This is a genomic window from Phenylobacterium sp. (assembly GCF_035569475.1).
Lineage (GTDB): Bacteria > Pseudomonadota > Alphaproteobacteria > Caulobacterales > Caulobacteraceae > Phenylobacterium.
Genome location: NZ_DATMNA010000066.1, coordinates 1 through 21848 on the forward strand (window position 1 = coordinate 1; position 21848 = coordinate 21848).

General features: G+C 70.2%; 24 protein-coding genes. 9 read left to right on the forward strand and 15 right to left on the reverse strand.

Going from position 1 to position 21848, the window contains the following annotated elements:
• The 3 genes from VNW53_RS10065 to VNW53_RS10075 all read left to right on the forward strand — a co-directional run.
• A partial coding sequence (locus VNW53_RS10065; protein ID WP_325555446.1) for a replicative DNA helicase occupies nucleotides 1-1298 on the forward strand: 1298 nt, incomplete at its 5' end.
• Nucleotides 1299-1305: 7 nt separating this feature from the next.
• Nucleotides 1306-2412: an alanine racemase gene (gene alr / locus VNW53_RS10070; RefSeq protein WP_325555447.1), complete on the forward strand. Its 1107-nt coding sequence runs from the start codon at nucleotides 1306-1308 to the stop codon at nucleotides 2410-2412.
• 269 nt (nucleotides 2413-2681) lie between these two features.
• Nucleotides 2682-3425: a PEPxxWA-CTERM sorting domain-containing protein gene (locus VNW53_RS10075; protein ID WP_325555448.1), complete on the forward strand. Its 744-nt coding sequence runs from the start codon at nucleotides 2682-2684 to the stop codon at nucleotides 3423-3425.
• 134 nt (nucleotides 3426-3559) lie between these two features.
• On the opposite strand, the gene VNW53_RS10080 is transcribed toward VNW53_RS10075, so the two are convergent.
• The gene (locus VNW53_RS10080) at nucleotides 3560-4189 is read right to left on the reverse strand and encodes a Yip1 family protein (RefSeq protein WP_325555450.1); all 630 of its coding nucleotides are present in this window, start codon (nucleotides 4187-4189) and stop codon (nucleotides 3560-3562) included.
• Between the two features lie 141 nt (nucleotides 4190-4330).
• On the opposite strand from VNW53_RS10080, the gene radA reads away from it, so the two are divergent.
• From radA to VNW53_RS10100, 4 genes are all read left to right on the forward strand, one after another.
• Complete coding sequence (radA, locus tag VNW53_RS10085; RefSeq protein ID WP_325555451.1) at nucleotides 4331-5698, forward strand: DNA repair protein RadA; 1368 nt, start codon at nucleotides 4331-4333, stop codon at nucleotides 5696-5698.
• Entirely contained in the window at nucleotides 5689-6321 is a 633-nt protein-coding gene (locus tag VNW53_RS10090) for a CvpA family protein (protein ID WP_325555452.1), read from the forward strand. Before radA ends, VNW53_RS10090 begins: the two co-directional genes overlap by 10 nt.
• Entirely contained in the window at nucleotides 6318-7805 is a 1488-nt protein-coding gene (gene purF / locus VNW53_RS10095; RefSeq protein WP_325555454.1) for an amidophosphoribosyltransferase, read from the forward strand. The genes VNW53_RS10090 and purF overlap by 4 nt, the downstream gene beginning before the upstream one ends.
• 196 nt (nucleotides 7806-8001) lie before the next feature.
• On the forward strand, nucleotides 8002-8988 hold the full coding sequence (locus tag VNW53_RS10100; protein WP_325555456.1) for a bile acid:sodium symporter family protein: 987 nt from the start codon (nucleotides 8002-8004) through the stop codon (nucleotides 8986-8988).
• Here the strand turns inward: VNW53_RS10100 and VNW53_RS10105 are convergent.
• Complete coding sequence (locus VNW53_RS10105; RefSeq protein ID WP_325555457.1) at nucleotides 8985-10079, reverse strand: hypothetical protein; 1095 nt, start codon at nucleotides 10077-10079, stop codon at nucleotides 8985-8987. The genes VNW53_RS10100 and VNW53_RS10105 overlap by 4 nt on opposite strands.
• 134 nt (nucleotides 10080-10213) lie before the next feature.
• On the opposite strand from VNW53_RS10105, the gene VNW53_RS10110 reads away from it, so the two are divergent.
• Nucleotides 10214-10966 carry an SDR family NAD(P)-dependent oxidoreductase gene (locus VNW53_RS10110; protein ID WP_325555458.1) on the forward strand — a complete coding sequence of 251 codons (753 nt, stop codon included), beginning with the start codon at nucleotides 10214-10216 and terminating at the stop codon, nucleotides 10964-10966.
• Here VNW53_RS10110 and der read toward each other — a convergent pair.
• The 13 genes from der to VNW53_RS10175 all read right to left on the reverse strand — a co-directional run bounded on the left by der (nucleotide 10914) and on the right by VNW53_RS10175 (nucleotide 20559).
• Nucleotides 10914-12503, reverse strand: a complete 1590-nt coding sequence (der, locus tag VNW53_RS10115; RefSeq protein ID WP_325555459.1) for a ribosome biogenesis GTPase Der — start codon at nucleotides 12501-12503, stop codon at nucleotides 10914-10916. The genes VNW53_RS10110 and der overlap by 53 nt on opposite strands.
• A 22-nt stretch (nucleotides 12504-12525) precedes the next feature.
• Nucleotides 12526-13911, reverse strand: coding sequence for a PQQ-like beta-propeller repeat protein (locus tag VNW53_RS10120; protein WP_325555460.1), 1386 nt, complete (start codon nucleotides 13909-13911; stop codon nucleotides 12526-12528).
• A complete protein-coding gene (locus VNW53_RS10125) occupies nucleotides 13908-14687 on the reverse strand; it encodes a tetratricopeptide repeat protein (protein ID WP_325555462.1) in 780 nt (259 codons plus the stop codon). Before VNW53_RS10125 ends, VNW53_RS10120 begins: the two co-directional genes overlap by 4 nt.
• Before the next feature lie 124 nt (nucleotides 14688-14811).
• Nucleotides 14812-15189 carry a hypothetical protein gene (locus VNW53_RS10130; RefSeq protein WP_325555463.1) on the reverse strand — a complete coding sequence of 126 codons (378 nt, stop codon included), beginning with the start codon at nucleotides 15187-15189 and terminating at the stop codon, nucleotides 14812-14814.
• Nucleotides 15182-15766 (reverse strand): RNA polymerase sigma factor, encoded by a 585-nt coding sequence (locus VNW53_RS10135; RefSeq protein ID WP_325555464.1) that lies wholly within the window; start codon nucleotides 15764-15766, stop codon nucleotides 15182-15184. The genes VNW53_RS10130 and VNW53_RS10135 overlap by 8 nt, the downstream gene beginning before the upstream one ends.
• A 27-nt stretch (nucleotides 15767-15793) precedes the next feature.
• The gene (locus tag VNW53_RS10140; protein ID WP_325555466.1) at nucleotides 15794-16174 is read right to left on the reverse strand and encodes a DUF6249 domain-containing protein; all 381 of its coding nucleotides are present in this window, start codon (nucleotides 16172-16174) and stop codon (nucleotides 15794-15796) included.
• Between the two features lie 107 nt (nucleotides 16175-16281).
• Complete coding sequence (locus tag VNW53_RS10145; RefSeq protein WP_325555468.1) at nucleotides 16282-16590, reverse strand: hypothetical protein; 309 nt, start codon at nucleotides 16588-16590, stop codon at nucleotides 16282-16284.
• The gene (locus VNW53_RS10150) at nucleotides 16577-17116 is read right to left on the reverse strand and encodes an RNA polymerase sigma factor (protein ID WP_325555469.1); all 540 of its coding nucleotides are present in this window, start codon (nucleotides 17114-17116) and stop codon (nucleotides 16577-16579) included. The genes VNW53_RS10145 and VNW53_RS10150 overlap by 14 nt, the downstream gene beginning before the upstream one ends.
• Before the next feature lie 10 nt (nucleotides 17117-17126).
• The gene (locus VNW53_RS10155; protein ID WP_325555471.1) at nucleotides 17127-17615 is read right to left on the reverse strand and encodes a hypothetical protein; all 489 of its coding nucleotides are present in this window, start codon (nucleotides 17613-17615) and stop codon (nucleotides 17127-17129) included.
• 119 nt (nucleotides 17616-17734) lie between these two features.
• A complete protein-coding gene (locus VNW53_RS10160; RefSeq protein WP_325555473.1) occupies nucleotides 17735-18787 on the reverse strand; it encodes a nucleotidyltransferase domain-containing protein in 1053 nt (350 codons plus the stop codon).
• Nucleotides 18788-18949: 162 nt separating this feature from the next.
• Nucleotides 18950-19330: an arsenate reductase gene (locus VNW53_RS10165; RefSeq protein WP_325555475.1), complete on the reverse strand. Its 381-nt coding sequence runs from the start codon at nucleotides 19328-19330 to the stop codon at nucleotides 18950-18952.
• Between the two features lie 14 nt (nucleotides 19331-19344).
• Nucleotides 19345-19833 carry a hypothetical protein gene (locus VNW53_RS10170; RefSeq protein WP_325555477.1) on the reverse strand — a complete coding sequence of 163 codons (489 nt, stop codon included), beginning with the start codon at nucleotides 19831-19833 and terminating at the stop codon, nucleotides 19345-19347.
• 75 nt (nucleotides 19834-19908) lie between these two features.
• A complete protein-coding gene (locus VNW53_RS10175; RefSeq protein WP_325555479.1) occupies nucleotides 19909-20559 on the reverse strand; it encodes a 2'-5' RNA ligase family protein in 651 nt (216 codons plus the stop codon).
• Between the two features lie 85 nt (nucleotides 20560-20644).
• Between VNW53_RS10175 and VNW53_RS10180 the strand changes: the two genes are divergently transcribed.
• Nucleotides 20645-21715: a hypothetical protein gene (locus tag VNW53_RS10180; protein ID WP_325555480.1), complete on the forward strand. Its 1071-nt coding sequence runs from the start codon at nucleotides 20645-20647 to the stop codon at nucleotides 21713-21715.
• Nucleotides 21716-21848: the final 133 nt, after the last annotated feature.

The window sequence follows — 21848 nt, forward strand, 5'->3', positions numbered from 1 at the left end:
AGAGCAATATCCGCAAGGGCCAGCTCGCCGAGCCGATCCTGCTGGCCGAGCAGTTCGCCCGCGACGTGGGCTTCGAGGAGTTGGGCGGCGTGCGCTACCTGGCCGACCTGGTCGACCGCGCCCCGCCGGCGGCCAATGCGCCGGACTATGCGCGCGCGATCTACGACCTGGCCCTGCGCCGCGACCTGATCCGCATCGGCGGCGACATTGCGACCCTCGCCGGCCAGGGCGACGCCGAGCTTTCGGCCCGCGACCAGATCGAGGCCGCCGAGCAGCAGCTCTACAGCCTCGCCGAGACCGGCGGCGTCTCCTCCGGCTTCGTCACCTTCGCCGACGCCCTGCACGGCGCGGTGACCATGGCCGCCGAGGCGCACAGCCGCGACGGGGGCCTGGCGGGCCTGTCGACCGGCCTTATCGACCTGGATTCCAAGATCGGCGGCCTGCACCCCTCCGACCTGGTGATCCTGGCGGCGCGCCCCTCGATGGGGAAGTCGTCGCTCGCCTGCAACATCGCCTTCGACGTGGCCCGCAACTACGCCTGGGAGCCGCAGCCGGACGGGTCGAAGAAGACCGTGCGCGGCGGGGTCGTGGCCTTCTTCTCCCTGGAAATGGCCGCCGAGCAGTTGGCCATGCGCCTGTTGGCCGAAGCCTCCGGCGTCTCCGGCGACCGGCTGCGCAAGGGCGAGATCGACGCCAGCGAGTTCGGGCGGGTGCGCGACGCGGCGCTGGAGATCCAGGAGGCGCCCCTCTACATCGACGCCACCGGCGGCATCTCCATGGCCAAGCTCGCCGCCCGCGCGCGGCGGCTGAAGCGGATGGTGGGCCTCGACCTCCTGATCGTCGACTACCTGCAGCTCATCACCGGCGGCGACGGCATGGGGCGCAACGACAACCGGGTGCAGGAAGTCTCGATGATCACCCAGAGCCTGAAGTCCCTGGCCAAGGAGCTCTCCATCCCGGTCATCGCGCTCGCGCAGCTCTCCCGCCAGGTGGAGAACCGCGAGGACAAGAAGCCCCAGCTCTCCGACCTGCGGGAATCCGGCTCCATCGAGCAGGACGCCGACATGGTGATGTTCATCTACCGCGAGGCCTACTACCTCAGCCGCCTGGAACCGCGGGAAGGCACCGAAGAGCACTTCAAGTGGCAGGAGAACATGGACCAGGTCCGCGGCCTGGCGGAGATCATCATCGGCAAGCAGCGTCACGGCCCGATCGGCAACGTGAAGCTCTCCTACAACGAAGACCTGACCAAGTTCGGCAACCTGGCGCGCGACCACAGCCGCTACGACTCCCACTGACTTGGCGATGTCCGGCCCGCTAATAGCGCCTTCCGGGGCGCGGCTGACGATCGACCTCGACGCCCTGGCCCACAACCACGCCCTGCTGCGCAGCGAGGCGGCGGGCGCCGAGGTGGCCCCGGTCCTGAAGTCCGACGCCTACGGCCTGGGCGCCGGACCCGTGGGGCGGCGCCTCTGGGCCGAGGGCGCGCGCAGCTTCTTCGTCGCCCGGCTGACCGAGGGCGAGGCGCTTCGCGCCGCCCTGACGCCCGGCCGGCCGGCGGCGATCTATGTCCTCGACGGCCTGACCGAGGGCGCGGAAGACCGCCTCGCCGCCGCCGCCCTCACGCCGGTGATCTCCAGCCTGTCGCAGATGGCCCTGGCCGCCGCCCGGGGCGCCCGCGACGGCCGGCCCCTGCCCGTCGCGCTCAACATCGACACCGGCATGAGCCGCCAGGGCCTGACGGCGGAGGAGACCCGCGCGGTCGTGCAATCCCTCGACCGCCTGCGCGGCCTGGACGTGGGCCTGGTGATGAGCCACCTGGGTTCGGCGGGCGAGCCCGGAAACCCTCGCAATGCCGCACAGTTGGCAAGGTTTCTTGAAGCGAGGGCCCTGTTCCCGCAGGCCTGCGCCAGCCTGTCGGCGTCGGCGGGCGTGTTCCTGGGCGCGGACTATCGCTTCGACCTCGTGCGGCCGGGCGTCAGCCTGTTCGGCGGCGGCCCGCGCGAACGGCCCGATCCTCGCCTGAAGGCGGTCGCGACCCTCACCGCCCCGATCCTCGACGTGCGAAACCTGCGGCCCGGCGACGTGGTCGGCTACGGCGAGAGCGTGCGGATCGAAACGCCCACGCGGGTCGCCGTGGTCGGGGCGGGCTACACCGACGGCGTCATCCGCGCGGCCCGGGGCGGCGCCAACGCCTGGTTCGCCGGTGCGCCGCGCCGGATCCTGATCATCAACATGGACATCCTGGTGATGGAGCTCGGCGACGCGCCGGCCGAGATGGGCGAGCCCGTCGAGCTGATCGGCCCCAATGCGCCGGTCGACGACCTGGCCGCGGCCGGCGGCACCGTGGCGCACGAGATCCTGGTCCGCCTCAGCCGCCGCGCCGAACGGCTGTATCTGGGCGAGGTTTAGGCCGGATCGACTTCCATTCCGAGGCCGAGCGCACGGCCGCAGGGTCGCCGATTGGCGGCCGCAGGGTGGAACATGTTCCGGTAGATTCGGCTCGCTTGAGGACGTCCCCTGGCAGGCGCCGGCGCCTCGCACCCGCCGCGAGTTTTTCAAGGCTCAGGCGAGGAGTTCTCGTCTTCGGTGCGAGCGCTTGTGCCGGAGCGGGCGGCGCACCTAGCGTCCCGCCCGTAATCCGCCGATCCCTTCGCGCGGCCTGACCGGAGGACCACCAGATGATCCGCAAAACCCCGCGTCTGCGCGCCGCAGCGCTCGCCGCCGCCACCCTCGCCGTGACGGCCCTCGGTGCAGGCGCCGCCCAGGCCACCCAGGTGTTCAGCGACAATTTCAACGGCGAGAACGGCGGCGTCGCCGCGGACCCCTACACCGGCTTCGCCAACTTCACCGTCCTCAGCGGCGCCGTCACCCTTAACGAGGGCGCGCGCTGCGACGGCGGCGCGGGCGGCTGCGTAGGCCTCGACGGGCGAGGCGGCGGCGGCGGGACCGAGTTCGAGATGAGCAACGGCCTCAACTACGGCGTCGGCAGCGTGGTCACGCTCACCTATGACATCGCCGGCAATAACCACGATTGCCCGGCGTGCGCCACGGACGACGAATACGAAGCCGGCTTCGTATTCTCCAACATCGGCGAGACGATCAACGACGTGACGCTCGACGGCATCGACGTCGGGCCTACCGTCGTTTCAACGGGCATCGACCTGTTCGGAACCGGCTTCCCACTCCCGTTCAACGACCCGTGGACAACCCACACCATCAGCTTCACCGCCACGGATGTCGGGACGATCAAGGCCCATTTCCGCAGCTTCAGCACCGATGGCGTCGGCCCTCTGCTCGACAATGTCAGCGTCGACGTGACCGGCGGCGGCGTCCCAGAACCCGCCGGCTGGGCGCTGATGATCCTGGGCTTCGGGGCGACCGGCGCGGCCCTGCGCCGCCGCCGCACGGTCGTTGCGGCCTGAACGACACAGATCACTTCGACGCCCCGCCGTTGGACCCGATCGCTCCTGGGTCGGTGACTCCATCACCGGCTGAGGGCGCGCGGCGGCGCGCCAAGTCTTTCGACCACCAAGGGCGCCAAGAACGCCGTGTCGACCTAGTCGATGTGGATCGGGCCGCCGTAGCCGATCACCCGGCTGGTGACCGAGCCGATCACCACCGCCATGATCACCGCCATCAGCACCGTCAGGCCGAAGTAGTTGAGGTTGAAGATCGGATCCGAGCGCATCAGCTTCGGCAGGCCCAGGTAGAGCAGGTAGAGGCTGTAGAGCGCGCCCAGCAGGGCGAAGAGGCCGCCCACATTGGGCAGCAGCATGAAGACCCCGGCGATCCAGAAGGCGGTCCCCGAATAGGCCGCCACCTTGAAGGCCTGGGTGCGGCTGCGCTCGCCGCCGAACTGCGGCGCGAACTGGTCGATCAGCAAAGCCAGCAGGTAGACCGAGATCAGGGTCAGGGCGTAGCTCGCCACCGCGTCGCCCAGGATCGAGACGAACCCCGGCGGCCCCAGGCGGATGCCGAACAGCTCCACCCCGCGGAACGAGAACAGGCCGATGGCCCGGCCCACGGCGGGGATCGCGGCCAGCGGCAGAACCCAGCCGCGGTAGAGGCCCTCGATCGTCGCGTCCTCCGCGTCGATCACGTCCCAGGTCTCGATGGGGTGCAGCAACAGGTTCAGGATGCGCCCGATCAGCCCATCCGCCGGCGCTTTCGGTTCGACGTCGCTCATTGCAACCCTCTCCCAGCCTGCCCATCTGCAGCCTAGCCCAATGGCGCGCGGCGGCAACCGCCCCGAATGTGCGCAGGCGGAAGGCGGCGGCAGGTCGGATAGACTGGCCGCCAAATCGAATCAGGAGCTTGCGACAAGTCCATGGCCCGTGACGGCGCCGTCTATGCCTGTCAGTCCTGCGGGGCCGTCCAGACCAAGTGGGCGGGCCAGTGCCCCGCGTGCGGCGCGTGGAACACCCTGGTGGAGGAGCTGCAGGCCCGCCCGCCGGGGGCCATGGCGCCCTCCAAGGCCAGCAAGGTCCGGGGCCTCGCCTTCGAGGGCCTGACCGACCGCACCCCGGCTCCGCCGCGCATCGCCACTGGGGTCGACGAGTTCGACCGGGTCTGCGGCGGCGGCGTGGTGCCGGGCTCGGCGATCCTGCTGGGCGGCGACCCGGGGGTCGGCAAGTCGACCCTGCTGCTGCAGGTGGCGGCCCAGGCCGCCCTGCGCGGGGCGCGCTGCGCCTACATTTCCGGCGAGGAGGCCGTCGAGCAGGTCCGCGCGCGGGCCCAGCGCATGGGCCTGGCCGACGCGCCGGTGAAACTGGCCGCCGAGACCGCCCTGCGCGCCATCTCCGACGGGCTGAAGCGCGAGGCCTTCGACCTGGTGGTGATCGACTCGATCCAGACCCTGTGGAGCGACGCCCACGAGGCGGGGCCCGGCTCGGTGACCCAGGTCCGCGCCGCGGCCGGAGAGCTGGTGCGCCTGGCCAAGAGCCGCGGCGTGGCGATCATCCTGGTGGGCCACGTCACCAAGGAAGGGACCATCGCGGGGCCCCGGGTGATCGAGCACATGGTCGACGCGGTGCTCTCCTTCGAAGGCGAGCGGGGCTATCCGTTCCGCATCCTGCGCGGCGCCAAGAACCGCTTCGGCGCCACCGACGAGATCGGCGTCTTCGAGATGGGCGACGCGGGCCTCGCCGAGGTGAAGAACCCCTCGGCCCTGTTCCTCAACACCTCCGGCGAGCGGGCGGCGGGCGCGGCGGTGTTCGCCGGGATCGAGGGCTCGCGCCCGGTGCTGGTGGAGTTCCAGGCCCTCGTGGCGCCCAGCGCCTACGGCACGCCGCGCCGCGCGGTGGTGGGCTGGGATTCCGGCCGGCTGGCCATGGTGCTGGCGGTGCTGGAGGCGCGCTGCGGCCTCAGCCTCGGCGACCGGGACGTCTATCTGAACGTGGCCGGGGGCCTGCGCATCACCGAGCCGGCGGCGGACCTGGCGGCGGCGGCGGCGCTCGCCTCCTCGGCCCTCGACCAGGCCCTGCCGCAGGACTGCGTGGTGTTCGGCGAGATCAGCCTCTCCGGCGAGGTGCGCTCGGTGAGCCGCATGGAAAGCCGCCTGAAGGAGGCCGCCAAGCTCGGCTTCCGCCGCGCGCTCGGGCCCGCCGAAATGGACGGCGGCGCGGCGATGGCGGCGACCGGGACAGCGCGTCTCAGTGACGCAGTGCGCCGCATCGGGGAGGCCTCGTGGGACTGAACCTCACCCAGTTCGACATGATCGTCCTGGTGCTGCTGGGAATCTCCGCGGCCATCGGCTTCGCGCGCGGCGCCATGCTGGAGATCGTCTCGCTGTTCGCCCTGGTCGCGGCCGCGGCCGTCGCGGTGTTCGGCCTGCACGCCTCCGCGCCCGTGGTCCGCAGGATCATCCATCCGGACTGGCTGGGAACGGCCGCCGCCCTCGTGGGCGTGTTCGTGATCGTCTACCTGCTGCTGCGCATGGTGGGCGCGATGATCGTGCGCCAGCTCCAGGAGGCCGAGTTCATGGGCGTCCTGGACCGCAGCCTGGGCCTGGCGCTCGGCCTCGCCCGCGGCCTCATCGTGCTGGGCGCGCTCAACCTGATGTTCAACGCCGCCACGCCCAAGGACATGCAGCCGCACTGGATCGTCGGCTCGACCACCTGGCCGCTGGCCCAGAACATGGGCCGCTTCCTCACGGCGACGGCGCCGAAAGGCATGGACATCGCCGGGCGATTGAAACCCGCGTTCGACCGGGCCTGGCACGACGCCAAGCACGACGCCATAGATGACAGATTGAAGTCAGAAGGCTACGACGCGCGGCAACGCAGCGAGATCGAAGACTTGGTGGAGAAATCCCGATGAAATCGGACGAGCGCTGGTCGCCACCCTACAGGGACCCGCTCGACGACACGCCGCGTCTCGAGTGCGGCGTGTTCGGGGTCTTCGACACCCATGAGGCCGCCGGGCTGACCGCAATCGGCCTGCACGCCCTGCAGCACCGCGGCCAGGAGGCCTGCGGCATCGCCTGCTTCGACGGCCAGCGGTTCCACACCGAGCGGCACATGGGCCACGTGGGCGAGGCCTTCGGCGGCGCGGACCTGACCGAGCGCCTGCCCGGCCGCTTCGCCATCGGCCACACCCGCTATTCGACGGCCGGCGGCTCGGTGATCCGCAACGTCCAGCCGATGTTCGCCGACATGGAAGCCGGCGGCGTCGCACTCGCCCACAACGGCAACCTGACCAACTTCCTGACGCTCCGCGAGCAGCTCGTCGCCAACGGGGTGATTTTCCAGTCGACCTCGGACAGCGAGGTGATCCTCCACCTGATCGCCCGCTCGCGGAAATCGCGCTTCGTCGACCGCTTCATCGACGCCCTGTCGCAGATCGAGGGCGGCTACGCCCTGGTGGCGCTGACCAACAAGAAGCTGATCGGGGTGCGCGACCCGCTGGGCATCCGCCCCCTGGTGCTCGGCGAGCTGGACGGCAAGGCGATCCTAGCCTCGGAGACCTGCGCGCTGGACATCATCGGCGCCAAGTTCGTCCGCGACGTCGAGCACGGCGAGATGGTGGTGATCGACGCCGACGGCGTCACCAGCCTCAAGCCCTTCCCGGCCAAACAGGCGCGGCCCTGCATCTTCGAGTACGTCTACTTCGCCCGGCCCGACTCCGTGGTGAACGGCCGCTCCGTCTACGACGTCCGCAAGCGCATGGGCCGCAGGCTGGCCCAGGAGAGCCTGGTCCCCGCCGACGTGGTGGTGCCGGTGCCGGATTCCGGCGTCCCCGCGGCCCTCGGCTTCGCCCAGGAGGCGGGCCTGCCCTTCGAGATGGGCATCATCCGCAACCACTATGTGGGCCGCTCCTTCATCCAGCCGACTCAGGCGACGCGGGAGTCGAGCGTGCGCATGAAGCTGTCGCCCAACCGCTCGGTCCTGGCCGGCAAACGGGTGATCCTGGTGGACGATTCGATCGTGCGCGGGACCAACTCGGTGCGCGTGGTGCAGATGGTGCGCGAGGCCGGCGCCGCGGAGGTGCACCTGCGCTCGGCCTCGCCGCCGATCATGTGGCCGGACTACTACGGCATCGACATGCCGGACCGCGAGAAGCTGCTGGCCGCCAATCACTCGGTCGAGGAGATCGCCAAGATCCTGGGCGTCGACTCCATGGGCTATCTATCGGTGGACGGGCTCTACTGGTCGATGGACGCCGCGCCGCGCGACCCGGCCTGCCCGCAGTTCACCGACCACTACTTCACCGGCGACTATCCCACGCGCCTGCTGGACCGCGAGATCGCCGAGGGCCGCAACGAACTCTCGGAACGGCAGCTCTCCTTCCTGGTCGACGCGTGATTCGACCTCCCCCGTTGCGGCAGCAATGGCGGGAGGGGGACCGCCCGCCGCAGAGCGGGTGGCGGAGGGGGCAAGCTGCAAGCTCGGCGGTTCGATTGCCGGGCGAAGCACTGCGCCTGACGCTCGCCCCCTCCATCATCGGCTCTCTGGCCGATGGTCCCCCTCCCGCCGCTTCGCGGGGGAGGTAGTCCAAGGCATGCCCGCCATTCTCGGCCGCCTGAAGGTCGACAAGTACCTCCTGCTGATCATCTCCATGGTGGTCGCCGCCTCGTTCCTGCCGGCGCGGGGCGAGGCCTCCGTGGCCTTCGGCTGGGCCACCAAGGTCGCCATCGGCCTCGTCTTCTTCCTCCACGGGGCGCGCCTCAGCCGCGAGGCGGTGATCGGCGGCCTGACGCACTGGCGGCTGCACCTGGTGGTCATGGGCGCGACCTTCGCGCTTTTCCCCCTGCTCTGCCTGGGCCTCGCCGCCCTGCCCGCCTGGATCATGCCCTCGGCGCTGGCCGGCGGCGTGGTCTTCCTGGGCTGCCTGCCCTCGACGATCCAGTCCTCGATCGGCTTCACGGTGATCGCCAGGGGCAATGTTCCGGCGGCCATCGCGGCGGCCTCGGCGTCGAACCTGCTGGGCATCCTGCTCACCCCGATCCTGGTCGGCCTGCTGCTGCACGCCAAGAGCGCCATCTCGCCGAGTTCGGCCTGGGCCATCGTCCTGCAACTCCTCGCCCCTTTCGTGGCCGGCCAGGTGCTGAGGCGCTGGGTCGGCGGCTGGGCCACCCGCCACGCCCGGCTGGTGCAGGTCGTCGACCGCGGCTCGATCCTGCTGGTGGTCTACACGGCCTTCTCCGGCGCCGTGGTCGAAGGCGTCTGGTCGCAGATCAGCGCGCTCGACCTGGTGCGGCTGCTGGTCGTCTGCGCGGCCTTGCTCGCCGCCGTCCTGGCCGCCACCTATTTCACGGCCCGCGCTCTCGGCTTCTCCAAGCCCGACGAGATCGCCATCGTCTTCTGCGGCTCGAAGAAGAGCCTGGCGAGCGGGGTGCCCATGGCCGGCGTGCTGTTCCCGGCCGCCACGGCGGGCCTGGCGCTGCTGCCGCTGATGTTGTTCCACCAGATCCAGCTCATGGCCTGCGCGGTGATCGCCCAGCAGTACGCAAAGCGGGCAGACTTGGAGCCCGTCAATCTAGCCTAGCCGAAGTTGGCCTCGACCTGGTTGAATACGCAGACCACCCGCGGCTTGAGGTCCGCCCCCACCCCGACCAGCTGCGCGGGTGGCGTCTCCAACTTATTGGTCGGGTGTGCCAGGAAATAGAGGCGGCCATCAATGCGCAACGGGGTCAGGTGGACGTAGCGCGAGGAGACCTTGGGATAGAGGCCCGGTTGCCCGCCTGAGATGACGATCCAGCCGGCGGGCCAGGGCGCCAAGGCCTTGTCTTCGTCGTGCGCGCTCAGCGCCGTGAGTTCGGGGTCGGTCGCTGCTGCGGGTGCGATCACTGCGATATCCCCGTCGAAGTAGTGGGTCTCGGCGCTGAACATCGCCAACCGATAGGTCCGCCCGCCCCGCTCGATCGACGCCAAGGCCACCCGGGGCGCGAAGGGGTTTGGTCCGGCCGGGATGGCCTTGAAGTCGAGCTTGGCGTCGAAAATGGCCTCGTCGTCCCAGCCGGCCATGATCTTGTCGAGCTTCGGCCGCGCGCCGTCCAGGAAATGGCGGCAGAGCTTCGGGTCCGGCGCACTGGCCGCGAGGAGCCAGGTCCCTGCCGGCAGCGGCTTGCGGCCATCGGCCGGATATTCCACGAGATCGCGACGCTTGGCGGCGAGATCGAACTTCGTCGCGCGGCAGCGAAGCGGCCCCTCGTCGTCGGTGGCGGTGCAGAACGTCAGGCTGCTGTCGCGGATCACGACAGCGGCGGTCCAGGGATCGAAGTCTTTCTCGTAGCCTGGCTTCCACTGCTTCCGCGAAAGCACGACGCGCCCGTCGATCCAGAGGCTGAAGAAAGCCGGCGAATCTGCCCCGCCCATGCCATAGGCGAACGATTGCCCTACGCCCATCCGGATCCGCACCGCGTGGCCGTTGGGAAGCCGGCAATCCGTGCGTTCCCCGGCCCTTCGCGCGGACAGCCCATCATCAATGGCGGCGGGCAGCCTGCGGATCGGCAGCGTGTCGCCCTCGTCCGCCATGCCGAAGCGGACGAGCGCGGTGTTAGACCTCGCGCTGCAGACCAGATCGGCCTTGGGCAACGACTGATCGGCCCGCGCCGCGGCAAGGCCGGTGACGGACATGAGCAGGGCCAGCAGAGCTATTCGGACACGACTCGTCACGCCCCAGGCTCACACCTGCGCCGTCATCAACGCAAGGGCCCGAAGGAGCTGTCTCGGGCCTGACACGGCCACCGCGACAGTCTAGGACACCGCCCATGTCCGATACGAACCTTCCCCTCGCCGACAAGATCGCCCTCGTCACCGGCGCCAGCCGCGGCATCGGCCGCGCCTCGGCCCTCGCCCTCGCCAAGGCCGGCGCCCATGTGGTGGCTGTCGCCCGCACCGAAGGCGGCCTGACCGAACTCGACGACGAGATCCGGCAAGCCACCGGCCAGCCGGCCACCCTGGTCCCGCTGGACATCGCCGAGGGCAACGGCCTCGACCAACTGGGCCTGGCCCTGCATCAGCGGTTCGGGCGGCTGGACGTCCTGGTCCACGCCGCCGCCATCCTCGGGCCCATGACGCCTGTCGCGCACCTTGAGCCGAACCACTGGGACAAGGTGGTGGCCGTAAACCTGACCGCCTCCTACCGGCTGATCCGCAGCATGGATCCGCTGCTGCGCGCTTCCGAGGCCGGGCGGGCGATCTTCCTGACCACCGGCCGCGCGGCCCGTCCCAAGGCCTTCTGGGGCCCCTACGGGATCACCAAGGCCGGCCTCGAGCACATGGTGCGCACCTGGGCCGACGAGCTGGAGCAGACCTCCGTCCGCGCGGTCCTGCTCGACCCCAACACCATGCGCACCAAGATGCGCGCCGAGGCCATGCCGGGCGAGGACCCGGAGACGGTGACGCCGCCGGAGGAGATCGGGCCGTTGATCGTGGAGCTGGCGCAGGCCGACCTGGGCCTGCCGCACGCTAACGTGGTCTTCGCCCGCTGGAAGGCGGACGGGACGCTCGTTTCGGCTTAGTCCCGGGCCGGGCGAGCTTGGCGGCCCGGCCGCGCGGAGCGCCGGCCTTCGGCTTCGGCTTGGCGTGCGACTTGGGCTTCGGCTTGCCGCTCGCCCCGGCCTTGGACCTGGCGGAGGCGGCGATCCGGGTCTTGGCCTTCAGCCCCGTGGTCGGCAGCGACTCGCCGAACGGCGCCCGCGCCGAGCCCTGGCCGGACTTCTCCTCGCCCTCGGCGTAGGGGTTCTTGTTCGACTTCACGGTCACCCGGATCGGCACGCCCGGCAGGTCGAAGCTCTCGCGGATCGAATTGATCAGGTAGCGGCGATAGCTTTCCGGCAGCTGGTCGGCGCGGCTGGCGAACAGCACGAAGGTCGGCGGCCGCGACTTGGTCTGGGCCATGTACTTGGGCTTGATCCGCCGGCCGTTCACCGCCGGGGGCGGGTGGCGCTCCGTGGCCATGCGCAGCCAGTCGTTGAGGTCGCGGGTCTTGACCTTGGTCGACCAGTCGTTGTGCACCTTGAAGACCGCCGGCATCAGCTTTTCGAGGCCGCGGCCGGTCTCGGCCGACAACGCCACGACCGGCGTGCCGCGCACCTGGGGCAGTTGCCGCTGCGCCTCCTCGATGAAGGCGGCGAGCTTGGCCTGGGGGTCCTCGACCAGGTCCCACTTGGCCAGCACGAAGACCAGGCCCCGGCCCTCGCGCTCGACGAGGTCGGCGATCTGCAGATCCTGAATCTCGAAGGGATGGGTGGCGTCCATCACCAGGATGACCACCTCGGCGAAGGTGATGGCGCGGATGGAATCGTGGGTGGAAAGCTTCTCCAGCTTCTCCTGCACGCGGGCCTTGCGGCGCAGGCCCGCGGTGTCCACCAGCCGGATCGAGCGGTCGCCCCAGGTCCAGTCCACAGGAATGGCGTCGCGGGTGATGCCGGCCTCGGGACCCACCAGCATCCGGTCCTCGCCGATCAGCTTGTTGACCAGGGTCGACTTGCCGGCGTTGGGGCGACCGACGATGGCGATCTTCACCGCCTTGTCGCCGTCCTCGTCCTCGTGATCGCTCTGGTCCGGGGCCACGGCGATCAGGGCCGCATAGAGGTCGGCCATGCCCTCGCCGTGCTCGGCGGAGATCGGCACCGGCTCGCCGAGCCCCAGGCCGAAGGCCTCCAGGATGCCCTGGTCGCCGGCCTTGCCCTCGGCCTTGTTGGCGGCCAGCACGACGGGCATGTCGCGGCGGCGCAGAATCTCGGCGAACACCTCGTCGATGGGGGTGACGCCGTCGCGGCTGTCGATGACGAACAGCGCCACGTCGGCCTCGTCGATGGCGAGCTCGGTCTGGATGCGCATCCGCGCTTCCAGGCTGTCGTCGGTCAGGTCCTCGAACCCGGCGGTGTCGATCAGCTCGAGGTCCAGGTCGCCGATCCGACCTGTGCCGAAGCGGCGGTCGCGGGTCACCCCCGGCTGGTCGTCGACGATGGCGAGCTTGCGCCCCGCCAGCCGGTTGAACAGCGTGGATTTGCCGACGTTGGGACGCCCGACGATCGCGAGTTTCAGCGCCATGGCGTCAGCATAGACCTATTGGTCAGCGCAGCGCGACGAGCTGGCCGTTGTCGGTGACCACATAGACCAGATTGCCCGCCGTGATCGGCCCGATCAGCACCGGCGACCCGACGGCGACCTTGCGCTCGACCTCGCCGGTCTTGGCGTTCACCGCCGCGACCACCCCGTCGGAAGAGCCCATGATCAGCCGGTTGTTGACCAGGATCGGGTTGGTCCAGAGCGCCTTGGGGATGACGTGCGCCCCGATGCCCCAGAGGCCGCCCGTCTTCTTGACCACATAGCCGGCGTTCATGTCGTGGACCCAGTAGATCTGGCCGCTCTCGCGGGCCGCGCAGATCAGCTTGCCGTCCACGCCCACCACATAGACCACGTCGCCCGCCGGCAGCGGTGAGGTGATTCCCACCACCGGCAGGCTCCAGCGCGCCTGGCCGGTGCGCAGGTCGGTGGCCGCGAACACGCCGGAATGGCTCACCGCGAAGACGTCGCCGCCGTAGATCACCGGGCGGCCCGGAATGTCCCGGATCTCCGACAGCGCGCTGGTGCGGCTCGCCCGCGAAAGCGCGTTGTTCCACAGGTCGTTGCCGTTGGCCGTGCGAAGGGCGATCAGCTCGCCCGAACCGAACGACGCCACCACCGTGTCGCCGGCCACCGCCGGGCTCGAGGCGGCGAGGATGCGGGCCGATTCCGAGAGGGCCTGGTAGGTCCAGCCCGGCGCGCCGGTGGCCGCGTCGAAGGTCAGGAGGGTGTTGTCCAGCGCCACGGTCATCACCCGGCCGCCGAACACGGTCGGCGCGCCGTGGATCGGCTGCTCGGTGCGGGTGCGCCAGCCGACCCGGCCCGTGGCGGCGTCGAGCTGCGCCACCAGGCGGAAGCCGGAGGTCACATAGAGCTTGCCGTCGGCGAAGGCGACGCCGCCGCCGAACCCTTCGCGGTCACGCTTGTTGTCGTTGGGCCGCATGTTGATGCGCCAGACCTCGGCGCCGGTCAGGGCGTCGTGGGCGCTGACGCCGGCCTCGGCGTCCATGGTGAACACCTTGCCGGCGGCTTCCACCGGCGGGGCGATGATCAGCTCCCCGTCTTTGGAGCCCCGGCCAATGCCCTTGCGCCAGGCGATGGCCAGGTTCGGAGCGGCGTTGGCGTTGCCCATCGACTGCTCGGGCGTGCCGCCCGGCAGCGGCCAGGCGGCCACGGCCTCGACCGGCGGCAGGGCGAAGTCGACGCCCTTCAGGGCCTCGGCCGGCTCCAGCTTCTGGTCGGCCGCGACGATCGAGATGCGATCGCCCTCGGTGGCCGTTTCCTTCGGCGTCGAGCCGTGGAAGGGGTTCAGGCGGCTGACCGTCGAACAGCCGGCCACGCCCAGCGCGGCCACCAGCAGGACGGCGGGCAAAGTCTTATGGCGGAAGGTCATTGCGGGGCGGTCGCCTGGTCTTGTTCCGGCGGCGCCAGGCCCATCGGCACGCCGCCCGGGCCGACAAGCATCGGCGGCGGCATGGCCAGCGCGGCCTTCACCGCGGCCGGCACGACCTTGGCCGAGCCGGTGTCGATCAGGTCCATGGCGGCCTTGGCCCGTTGGCGCGCGCCTTCGGGGGCGTCGAGGGACTGCGAGATGACGACGAAGTCGCCCTTCGCGCCGGCGGTGTCGCCCTTCAGCAGCTTGGCGAAGGCCAGGGCCTCGCGCGCCTGCACCCGATAGGGATGCCCGTCCTTCATCAGCCCCGCCAAACGCCCCTCCACTTCCGAGAAAGGAGCGGTGTCGAGTATGGCGAAGGCGGATTTGAGGCGCGCGGCGTCGCCCAGTATGTCGTCCGGCGCGCCGCTGGCGGCCTGATCGAACAGCGCCACCGCGGCCTTGACGTCCTCCGGCTTGCCGCCGGCGAGCTTGACGCCGCCAAGCTGCATCAGCGCCAGCGTCCGATAGGCCTTGGCCGGAGACTTGGCGAGGTCGCCCCAGATCTTCTGGGCCTTGGCCCCGTCGCCCTGCGCGGCGGCGCCGAGCGCGGCGGCGTACTGCTCCGAAGCCTTGTCGGTGACCTGCTGGTTGTATTGGTTCCAACCCCACACGGCCAGCCAGGCCACGAGGGCGGCCGCGGCGACGGCGATCACCCACGGGGCGGCCTTGCGCGCAAGCGTCCGGTAGCGGTCGGAGCGTAGCTGCTCCTCGACCTCTTCAAACAGATCGGTCAATGGGGACTCCGGACAGAATTTCAGCGCGGCGTTTCAGAGGCCGGGAACCTATAGCGCGCGGCCCCGCGCCGCAACCGATCCGCCCGCGCGCTCGGCGGACGGCTCCAAACTGTCGAGCTGGGCTTCAGATCTCGCCGATCACCCGGGTCAGGACGAAGCCCATCATGATCACCGCCAGGCCCGCGGCCACCCACACCACCGCCCCGCCGCTGGAGATGGCGGTGATCCAGTCGGTGCTGGTCGAGAGGTGATTGAGGCTGGTGGACAGCAGGCGCGCGGAATCGCCGGCGGTCTCCACCCGCTGGAAGAGGCCGGAGACCATCAGTTGGCTGGCGCCGATCACCCCGCCCACCACGCCCGCCGCGCCGATCAGCCAGCGCCGCGCGGTCCAGCCGGCGTCGAGGCGGCGCTCCACGCGCTCGGCGAAGGCGCCCGCGTCGGCCAGTTCCGGGGCTTCGGCGAAGAGGCGCTCGAGGCGCCGCTCGAATTCGAGTTCAGCCATTGCCACGCCTCCCTTCAAGAACGACGCCGTCTTCCGGCGCCAGTCGCGTTCTGAGTTTTTCCAGACCACGTTTGACATGGGATTTGACCGTTCCGAGTGGCAGGTTCAAGGCCTCCGCCGCCTCCGTATGAGAAAGTCCGGCCCCGAAGCACATGCTGACGCAGAGGCGTTCGGCCTCGCCCAGCGCCTTCAGGGCCTCTTCGAGGTCGATGTTCGCGTCGGCGTCGCCGCGCGGAGGATCGGCCTCGTCCTCGATCGCCTCGGCGGTCATCAGGGTGAGCCGCCGGTCACGCTGCAGGCGGCGCAGGTAGATCCTGGCCGCGATCTTCTTCACCCAGGCCGCGAAGGTCCCCTCGCCGCGGAATTCCGCGATCCGCTCGAAGGCGGTCAGGAAGGCGTCCTGGGCCACGTCGTCGGCCTCGGCCGTTTGCGCGCCCATCCGGCGCAGCACGCCGCGCACCGCCGATCCGTGGCGCCGCACCAGCTCCCCGAAGGCGCGCCGCTCTCCCGTCGCCGCGAAGCCGCAAAGCTCCACGTCATGGGCGCTGGCGAACCTGGAATGTCTTGAGCCCGGCATGGGCTGCTCCCCCGGCTAAGTCAGCGCCTAGCTCTTGGTGCGGTTGATCAGGGCGAGCGCGATGAACGCCAGGCCGATGAACACGGGGAACGCCGCAACGGCGATCATGGGGATGGTGGATTCCGGCTCCTCGTAGCCGAGCGCTATGCCCATGGCCACGAAGCCCAGGCCGACGCCCAGCCAGATGATGCCGGTGCGCAGGTCGCGGCTCGCGGAGGGAACCGGGCGGATGTTGATGTTGCGCGCGGCGTTTTCCATGACCTCGGTGGGCATGGGCTGACCGCTCTCGATGGCGGCCCGCAGGGTTTCCTGAACCCGCATCCGCTCCTGCGAACGCAGCCAGAAGGGCACGATAATGACGGCAGAGATCGATCCGAAGATGATCCCGATGATGAAGATCGCTTCCATTTTAGGTCTCTCTATTGTCCCTCATGACGGACCGATCCGGCCTGTCTCTGCTGGGAAAGAGACCTAGGCCGCGGCCATCGGATGCAATCTGTAACGTGAAACCTTGGTCATGATCCAAGGCCCAGTGTCGCCGCGGGGCGTCCGCCGAGGATCACGGCGGCGCAGAACGCCAGCGCGATGGCGCCCAGCGCCGGCGCCAGCCCCTGAGAAAGCGTCACCAGCGCGGCCTGCAGCGTCGGCCACACCAGCCACAGCGCGCCCGCGCCGACGACGCTGACCCCCGACAGCATCGCCACGTCCTCGCGGAAGCGCTGGCGCATGACCTGCTCCATCACCGCGGTGGAGAAGGCCGCGTCGCGGGCCGCCGGTTCGTCCAGCGCGAACAAGGCCTTCAGACGATCGTCAGCTTGCGTCATCGCATACTCCCAACGCTTGCAAGAGCCGCGCGCGGCCTCGCGATACATGGCTTTTCACGGTTCCCAGCGGCATGTCGAGCGCTTCCGCCGCCTCGGCGTGGCTGAAATCGGCCGCCAGGCAAAGCGCCACGCAGGCCCGTTGTTCCGCCGGCAACTCCGCCATCGCCCGCTCCAGGGCCAGCTTGTCTTCCGGCAGGGCGTCGACGGTCGCGTCCCGGTCGCCCTCATAGGCCTGCGCCCGCGCCCGCTCGCGGCTGGCGGAACGGACCGCCGTAAGGTGCTTGTTGTAGCCGATGCCGCACAGCCAGGCCCTGACGCTGGCGCCGGCCTTCAGCCGCCCGATCCGCGACCAGGCGGCCAGGAAGGTTTCCTGCGCCAGGTCGTCGGCGGCCGCCCAGTCGCCGCAGGCGCGGCGCAGGAAGGCGCGCACGGCCTGCTGGTGGCGCTCGACCAGCCGCGAGAAGGCTTCGGCCGATCCGCCCTGGGCGGCGGCGACCAGCGCTTCGTCGAGGCTCGCCGGGCTCATCAGGGCGAACTCATTTGTTCCGGAAGTTGGAGCCGAGAAGCGCGAAGACCAGGTTGCCGCAGGCCACGATGGTCAGGATGATCGCCACGAGCCGGAACGGCCCGTAGGTCCCCGGCCAGTCGGACCACTCCGAGGCGAACCAGAAGCCCGCCGCCACCGCGCCGGTCACGAACACGCTGCGCCACTGCCAATAGGGGCCCCAGCGGTAGTAGTTGCGGTACATGCGCCGCATGTGGCGGGGTCCGCCCCAATAGCCGCCGTAGCCGTAGGGCCCGTAGGGGCCGCCGGGCGGATAGGCCCCCGGCGCCTCGCCGCTCATGTCGTCCCCGACCCCGCGCACCAGTTCGGGCGGCGGCTCCTTGCCCTGCGCGGCGTAGTGCTTCAGCAGGTCCAGGTGGTCGCGGCTGCGCTTGTAGGCCAACCAACGGTCCCAGGCGCCGAACACGAAGGCGCCGATCGGAAAGAGCAGCCACCAATAGCTGCGGAAGAAGTCTTCCATGAGCTTGCGCTCCTTGATCCATGCGGCGGCCCAAACCCTATGCGGACCACCCTTTGCCCCCTAGTCGCCGCCGATTCCCCGATCGGATGCAGGGCCGAGCCTAGCCCCTTACCCGCGCGTCAGCCACGGCCCCGGCGGCTGCCGGGCCGCACGGGCCTGGGCGTGAACTGGCCGCCGCCTGGACGGCCGGCGCCGCCGTTGTGGCCGCCGGGCCGGACGGGCCGGAATCCTCCGGGCGCGGACCGTTTCTCGGCGAGCTTGCGCTCCAGGATCTCCCGCGCCCGGTCGGCCTTGTCGGCGTGGTCGCGGGCGTAGAGGGCGAAGGCGCGGGTGGCCTCGACCTCGGCCGGATAGGCCGGTTGTCCCGCCTGGGCGGCGTCGCCCTTGCGCACCGTCGCGGCCCGCTCGATGAGCCCTCGCCAGCCCGGGTCGAGCGCGCCCGCCGCCCAGGCCATGCTGGCCGTCTTCGACCACACCGCGCCGGTCGCAAGCGTGTGCAGCATCCGGCAGAACAGCCCCACCCAGAAAGCCTGCCAGGCGACCAGCCCCATCGGCTCCAGGTTCAGCTTCAGCGCCAGGTCCAGGGTGTGGCGGATCTCCGCCCGAAGCGCCGCCGGCGGCACGGGCGCGACCAGTTCGCGCGGTGGCGGCCCGGCCAAGGTCACGCCCCTCTCCCGCAAGGACCAGCGCACCACCTGGCTGTTGTCGTGCTCGGAACGGACCAGGGCCTTGGCGCCGTGATCCAGGTACCAGAAGGGATAGGCGCGGGGCGGCGCGCCGGACAGGCCGGGGTCGCGCCAATCGAGGCCCCTCGCCTCGCCCGGCGGGTCGCGCGGCTCCGTCGCCCAGCGCCGCAGGATCGGCGCCGGGACGTAGGAGCCCTCCAGCCCGGTCCGCCAATAGGCGTAGGGCAGCTCGTGGATCGCCGCGTGCAGGGCCTGCAGGGGCGGCAGTTCGTCCGGCGTCAGGTCGCGAGCGGTCACGACGATGAAGTCGCAGTCGCTGAACTCGGTGGCGTCGCCGACGGCGAACGAACCCTGCAGGTAGGCGCCGACGAAGTTGTCGCCCAGCAGGCGCTGCGCGCCCTCCACCAGGCAGGCGAGGACGGCGTTCAGGTCCGAATAGGGCGTGGGTTGGCGCGCAGCCGCGCGCGGGTCTTGCGATTTGGGCATCAGAAATCCGTGCGGAAGAGTGTGCGCCGCCTCGCGCCCAACATCTCGGTAGGAGGGCGTAGGCGGACGGTCAGCAGGCGCTGGCGGGCGATGCGCCCGGCCGGCCTACTTCCTCAAACGACGGATTGTAATCACGGCTCTCAGGCCCCCAGGTGAGGACGGCTAGGTAGCGCCACGTCGCGCCGCGCGCAACTCGCCCAGACGCGCGGCGTAGATCTCCGGCTTGAACCCGACGATCAGGTCGCCGCCGCCGGTCTCCAGCACCGGCCGCCTGATCATCGACGGCTGGGCCAGCATCAGGCCGATGGCCTTGGCCTCGTGCAGGTCGACCTTGTCGGCCTCCGGCAGCTTGCGGAAGGTCGTGCCCGAGCGGTTGAGCAGCACCTCCCAGCCCACCGCCTTGGCCCAGCCTTCCAGCCGGGCGCGCTCGACGCCCGCGGTCTTGTAGTCGTGAAACCCATGGTCGACGCCGTGATCGGCCAGCCAGGCCCGGGCCTTCTGCATCGTGTCGCAGGCCTTGATGCCGTAGATCGTCGTCGTCATGCGCTCCCCGGGGATCAGCTCGTTGGGCGGTACTTCCGCACGGCCAGATACCCCAGGATCACAAACACCACCAAGGTCAGCCCTTGAGCCGCGGCGAACGGCGGCTCCTTGCCGGTGGGCGCCAGCGCGTGCAGCGCCGCGACCTTGTCGAAGGCCTGCACCACCAGGACGAAGAAGTTCAGGTAGAGCGCGACGGTCGCGGTGACCACATAGACCGGCCGCCAGACGCCCGCGAGCCTGCCCTGGTAGAGCGCCCAGAGCGCGATCGCCAGGTCGACCAGCGAGATCACGCCGACGATATGCGGCGGCCCGATCATCTTCGAATGGAAGAAGAAGCCGCCCAGGCTGGTGAGCACCGTGGTGACCAGGAAGAGCGCCGTCAGCGCCGGCAGGCGCCGGTTGGCGTCCATGGCCAGAAGCACGACCACGCCCGACAGGATGGCGATGATGCTGATGATGACATGGAGCGTGGTGAACGCCCCGACCGACAGTCCGAGGATCATGTTTCGCCCCTAGACATTGCCCCGCCCTCTATGAAGCGGTGGCAGAGGCTAGCAGCGGGGCGGCATGGTTTACAGTCACGCTTGCTTCAACAGCGGCCAGCGCCCCAGGACCTCATGCCGGCCCTCGCCCTGGACGCTGTCCAGCAGGACGAACTCCCGCACCATCCAGCTCACCGGCTCGACGAATTGCCGCGGCGCCTCGGCCTTGTCCCGGAGCAGGCTGACATGCGGCCAGAACTCCGGCTGGCGGCGCGGGGCCATGGTTCCGGCCGCCAGCGCCCTGTGGAGCGCCCCGTGCAGCAGCTCGACGCCGATCACGCCTTCGTCGCCCAGCAAGACCAGCGGGTGCGGGTCGCCCTTCCAGCTCTGCACCTGGTTCAGCGTCACCCGGAACGGCGCCGCCGAGACCTTGTCAGCGAGCGTGGCGGCCTTCTCCATCACCGCCCGGGTCGGCGGCCCACGGAAGGTCCCGACGAAGTTTAGCGACAGATGCAGGCGCGGCGCCGGCGTCGGGCGCCCTTTCAGCCCATGCCGGCGGCGCAGATCCTCGGCCAGGCCGGCGATTCGCGCGGCCGCCTCGGCGTCCGGCTGAAGTGCAAAGAAGACCCGGTGTTCCGGCGAGGCGGCGCACTCCCAATTCGGCCCGCGACGGGCGAGCGTGACCTCTACATGAAGGCGGCCGCGGACTCGACCCGCTCCGCACAGGCGGTAGGCGCCGGCGCCCACGGACTTGACGCGCGCGCCTGGGCGGCCTCCCCTGGCCGGAACGCACGCCGTCGCGAGAACGGCGGCTTCGGGAGGATGGAACGAGATGGACAGCCGGCTTCTGGTGATCGCCCTGGCGACGGTGGCGCTCGCGGGTTCCGCGGCGCTCCCCGCCGCCGCCCAGACCGATCCCGCCGTCGTCGCCAAGGGCTACAAGGCCCCGCGCAACGCCTTCGGCCAACCCGACCTTTCCGGCGTCTGGAGCAACGCCACCATCACCCGCCTGGAGCGCGACCCGAAATATGGCGAGCGGCTGGCGCTGACGCCGGCGGAAGCCGACGCCATCGAGGGCGCCAGCGACAAACGCAACGCCCGCCTGCGCGCCAACACCGACACCTCGATCAAAAAGGTCGACGACCTGCCGGAATGCCAGAGCGGGGCGCAGGGACCGGCCTGCGGCTACAACGCCTTCTGGACCGACCCGGGGACGCGGCTGATCCGCATCGGCGGCGAGGCGCGGACCTCGATCCTCACCGCGCCGGCCAACGGCCGCCTGCCCACCGCGCCGGCCGCCGCCGCGGGCCGCGCCCGCACCCAGCTCGGCGGCAATTTCGACGGCCCGGAGCGCCGCGCGCTCGGCGAGCGATGCATCGTGGGCTTCGGCGGCACCTCCGGCCCGCCCATGCTGCCGGTGCTCTACAACAACCACTATCAGATCCAGCAGACCAGGGACGCGGTCGTGGTCCTGGTCGAGATGGTCCACGACGCCCGCATCATCCGCATCGGCGGCGCCCACCCGCCGGCGGAGGTCCGCACCTGGATGGGCGATTCCATCGGCCGCTGGGAGGGCGACACCCTGGTGGTGGAGACCACCAACCTGCGGCGTGAACAGGGGCTGCGCGGGCCGCAGGAGAACATGAAGGTGGTCGAACGCTTCACCCGCGTCTCGCCCCAGCAGATCCTCTACCAGTTCGAGGTGGTCGATCCCCTCGCCTTCGCGGCGCCTGTGAAGGGCGAAGAGGCGCTGAACTTCACCAAGGACAAGATCTACGAATACGCCTGCCATGAGGGCAATTACGCCATGACCGGCATCCTCGCCGGGGCCCGCCAGGCCGAAAAGGAAGGCAAGGCGGTCGAGGGCGCGCGCGGGCAGGTGAAGGAAGAAGGCGGGAACTGAGGCGCGGCCGCCGCGCCGGCCCCTATGTTTCGCCAGCGTGTCTGAGCCGTTCGGCTGCCGTAGTCCGGTGGACAAAAATGCGAAAAAATGGGTGAATACTGAAAGTACATCGGGAGCGAAGACCATGAGGTAG

Excerpts from the sequence above, each read along its gene's own strand:
- VNW53_RS10130 (WP_325555463.1), bottom strand. The coding sequence starts at position 15,189 with ATGGCTGAACTCGAATTCGAGCGGCGCCTCGAGCGCCTCTTCGCCGAA.
- VNW53_RS10075 (WP_325555448.1), top strand. The coding sequence starts at position 2,682 with ATGATCCGCAAAACCCCGCGTCTGCGCGCCGCAGCGCTCGCCGCCGCC.
- VNW53_RS10110 (WP_325555458.1), top strand. The coding sequence starts at position 10,214 with ATGTCCGATACGAACCTTCCCCTCGCCGACAAGATCGCCCTCGTCACC.
- VNW53_RS10150 (WP_325555469.1), bottom strand. The coding sequence starts at position 17,116 with ATGAGCCCGGCGAGCCTCGACGAAGCGCTGGTCGCCGCCGCCCAGGGC.
- VNW53_RS10170 (WP_325555477.1), bottom strand. The coding sequence starts at position 19,833 with ATGATCCTCGGACTGTCGGTCGGGGCGTTCACCACGCTCCATGTCATC.
- VNW53_RS10165 (WP_325555475.1), bottom strand. The coding sequence starts at position 19,330 with ATGACGACGACGATCTACGGCATCAAGGCCTGCGACACGATGCAGAAG.
- VNW53_RS10155 (WP_325555471.1), bottom strand. The coding sequence starts at position 17,615 with ATGGAAGACTTCTTCCGCAGCTATTGGTGGCTGCTCTTTCCGATCGGC.
- purF (WP_325555454.1), top strand. The coding sequence starts at position 6,318 with ATGAAATCGGACGAGCGCTGGTCGCCACCCTACAGGGACCCGCTCGAC.
- VNW53_RS10080 (WP_325555450.1), bottom strand. The coding sequence starts at position 4,189 with ATGAGCGACGTCGAACCGAAAGCGCCGGCGGATGGGCTGATCGGGCGC.
- VNW53_RS10145 (WP_325555468.1), bottom strand. The coding sequence starts at position 16,590 with ATGACGCAAGCTGACGATCGTCTGAAGGCCTTGTTCGCGCTGGACGAA.
- der (WP_325555459.1), bottom strand. The coding sequence starts at position 12,503 with ATGGCGCTGAAACTCGCGATCGTCGGGCGTCCCAACGTCGGCAAATCC.
- VNW53_RS10180 (WP_325555480.1), top strand. The coding sequence starts at position 20,645 with ATGGACAGCCGGCTTCTGGTGATCGCCCTGGCGACGGTGGCGCTCGCG.
- VNW53_RS10100 (WP_325555456.1), top strand. The coding sequence starts at position 8,002 with ATGCCCGCCATTCTCGGCCGCCTGAAGGTCGACAAGTACCTCCTGCTG.
- VNW53_RS10160 (WP_325555473.1), bottom strand. The coding sequence starts at position 18,787 with ATGCCCAAATCGCAAGACCCGCGCGCGGCTGCGCGCCAACCCACGCCC.
- alr (WP_325555447.1), top strand. The coding sequence starts at position 1,306 with ATGTCCGGCCCGCTAATAGCGCCTTCCGGGGCGCGGCTGACGATCGAC.
- VNW53_RS10120 (WP_325555460.1), bottom strand. The coding sequence starts at position 13,911 with ATGACCTTCCGCCATAAGACTTTGCCCGCCGTCCTGCTGGTGGCCGCG.
- VNW53_RS10140 (WP_325555466.1), bottom strand. The coding sequence starts at position 16,174 with ATGGAAGCGATCTTCATCATCGGGATCATCTTCGGATCGATCTCTGCC.
- VNW53_RS10135 (WP_325555464.1), bottom strand. The coding sequence starts at position 15,766 with ATGCCGGGCTCAAGACATTCCAGGTTCGCCAGCGCCCATGACGTGGAG.
- radA (WP_325555451.1), top strand. The coding sequence starts at position 4,331 with ATGGCCCGTGACGGCGCCGTCTATGCCTGTCAGTCCTGCGGGGCCGTC.
- VNW53_RS10105 (WP_325555457.1), bottom strand. The coding sequence starts at position 10,079 with ATGTCCGTCACCGGCCTTGCCGCGGCGCGGGCCGATCAGTCGTTGCCC.